The following is a 2,309-nucleotide window of genomic DNA, read 5'->3' as shown; positions in this document are numbered from 1 at the left end:
GTCGCCAAGCTGTGGGACCGGACCATCCTGGCCGTGCGCCGGCACATCGGCGCGACCCCCCGAGGGCCGGTCAAGCTCCGCTACGCCAAGGTCGCCGAGTACCAGCGGCGCGGCGTCGTCCACCTGCACGCCCTGCTCCGCCTTGACGCGAACCTGCCCGGCGACCCTCACACCATCGCGGCACCGCCGTTCGGCATCGCCCCCAACGGCGACCAGATCCCGCTCTACACCGCCGACATGCTCAAGGCGGCTGTCTCGGCTGCTGCCCGCACGACCGCGCTCACCACGGCACCGCACCCGGCCAAGCCGGACGGGTGGGAACTGAGCTGGGGCACCCAGGTAGACGTCAAGGTCGTACGGACCGGCCTGCCGGGTGAGTCGCTGACCGAGCAGCACGTAGCCGGATACCTGGCCAAATACGCCACCAAAGCCACCGAGATCACCGGCGTCAACGCCGGACGCGTCACCTGGGCATCGGCCAAGCACTACGCCGGCAACCCGCACAACCACGCCCACCGGCTCATCACCGCCTGCTGGAACCTCGGCACCGCCGACGGCTGGAACGGACTACGCCGCTGGGCACACATGCTCGGCTTCGGCGGCCACTTCGCCACCAAGAGCCGCCGCTACTCCACCACCATGGGCGCACTCCGCGCCGCCCGCCGACCCGACCCGCGCGAACAGGTCGCCGTCCGGGCCGCCGCGCCCAGCGAACCCGTGGACATGGACGACGCCGCCGACGACTCGACCGTGCTGGTCATCAACCACTGGCAGCACGTCGGCAACGGCTGGCGCACCACCGGCGACGCCGCACTCGCCGCCATGGCCGCCGACGCCGCACGCCAGCGCCGACCACACACCATCCGACCGAGTGACACCTGACCAGGGGAGGAATGACCATGGACCGCTTCCTGACCATGGATGAAGCAGGAACCCTTCTCGGCGTCTCGCGATGGACAGTCTTCCGTCTCGCGAAACAGCGCAAGCTCACCGCCGTCACGGTCGCCAGCCGTGCTCGACGGATCACGGAGTCGTCTGTCCGTACCTACATGGCCCGACTAGTTGAGGAGGCAAGCTGATGGCCCGCGTGACCAGCGAATCTGGCGGCGAACCGACGAAAGGTAAGGGACGGAGCCGTCGCAACGGAGAGGGCTCGATCCGCCAACGCAAAGACGGCCGGTGGGAGGCCAGAGTCTGGGTCTACGCGACCAACGGCTCTGAGGTCCGGCGCAGCGTCTACGGCAGTTCGTGGCAGGAAGCCCACGAAGCGATGATCAAACTCCAGTCGGACAAGATGGCCGGCGTTCGCGTTCCGACCGGCGGTGACACGGTCGGCCACTACCTCGACTACTGGCTCACGCATGTGGCCGAACCTAGGGTCCGCCCCGCGACGCTGGCCAACTATCGGCGGCTGGCCGGCGCGTACGTCCTGCCCTATCTCGGCAGCAAGAAGCTCGGGCAGCTTCGGCCGGCCGACGTCCGCACGTTCCTCAACCGGCTCAAGGGCGTGTGCCAGTGCTGCGCTCTCGGCAAGGACAGGAAGCGGGTCCAGCGAGGGGCCTCGGCGCGCTGTTGTGCGGCCGTTCCTGCCGTGTGCTGTGCGAACGTCCTGTCCGACGGCTCGGTCCGGTATGCGCACCGCATCGTCAGGGCCATGCTCCAGGACGCGATCGTGGACGAGCTGATAGCCACGAACCCGGCCCGCCACCTGCGGATCTCGCACCGGTACCGGCCGAAGTTCACCCCCTGGTCCGCAGAGGAGGCGCGGCGCTTCCTGAAGGCGGCTCGCGGTGATCGGTGGTATGCGCTGTACTCGGTCGCTTTGGCGTTGGGCCTGCGCCGGGGGGAGGCCCTGGGCCTGCGGTGGATCGATGTCGACTTCGTCGAGAACGTGATCACGGTCCGGCGGTCACTTCAGCGGGTCAACGGCCAACTCGTCAACGGGCCGGTAAAGACCGACAGCTCAGAGCGGAAGGTGGCCTTGGCCCAGCCACTGGCGCGGGTGCTTGAGCTTCACCGGGCGGACCAGGTCCGCCAGAGCAAGACCGCAAAGCAGTGGGCCGACCATGGGATGGTCTTCGCCACCAAGATTGGAACACCGGTCGAGCCGCGCAACCTGAAGCGGCACTTTGACCAGCTGTGCGCCAAGGCGGGTGTGCCGCAGATCCGGTTTCACGACCTGCGGCACTCCTGCGCAACGATCTTGTACGACCAAGGTGTGCCGATCGAGAACATCCAGGACGTCCTGGGACACAGTTCGCCAACGATCACCAAGACCATCTACGTGGAGGCGACACGCAAGATCCAGC

3 protein-coding genes are annotated in these 2,309 nt (G+C 67.9%); all 3 read left to right on the top strand.

Translation table 11 applies throughout. The annotated features are described in order from the left end of the window. A partial coding sequence (locus Cco03nite_RS41860) for a replication initiator (RefSeq protein WP_373314467.1) occupies positions 1-882 on the top strand: 882 nt, incomplete at its 5' end. 17 nt (positions 883-899) lie between these two features. Next, positions 900-1,079: a helix-turn-helix domain-containing protein gene (locus tag Cco03nite_RS41855; protein WP_203699612.1), complete on the top strand. Its 180-nt coding sequence runs from the start codon at positions 900-902 to the stop codon at positions 1,077-1,079. Then, positions 1,079-2,309 (top strand): tyrosine-type recombinase/integrase (locus Cco03nite_RS41850; RefSeq protein ID WP_203699611.1); only part of this gene is annotated, 1,231 nt, incomplete at its 3' end. The genes Cco03nite_RS41855 and Cco03nite_RS41850, both read left to right, overlap by 1 nt.

The organism is Catellatospora coxensis (assembly GCF_016862635.1).
Taxonomy (GTDB): Bacteria; Actinomycetota; Actinomycetes; order Mycobacteriales; family Micromonosporaceae; genus Catellatospora; species Catellatospora coxensis.
The sequence above is the reverse complement of the archived record's forward strand: the minus strand, read 5'-3'. Positions and strand labels throughout refer to the sequence as shown.

Excerpts from the sequence above, each read along its gene's own strand:
- Cco03nite_RS41855 (WP_203699612.1), top strand. The coding sequence starts at position 900 with ATGGACCGCTTCCTGACCATGGATGAAGCAGGAACCCTTCTCGGCGTC.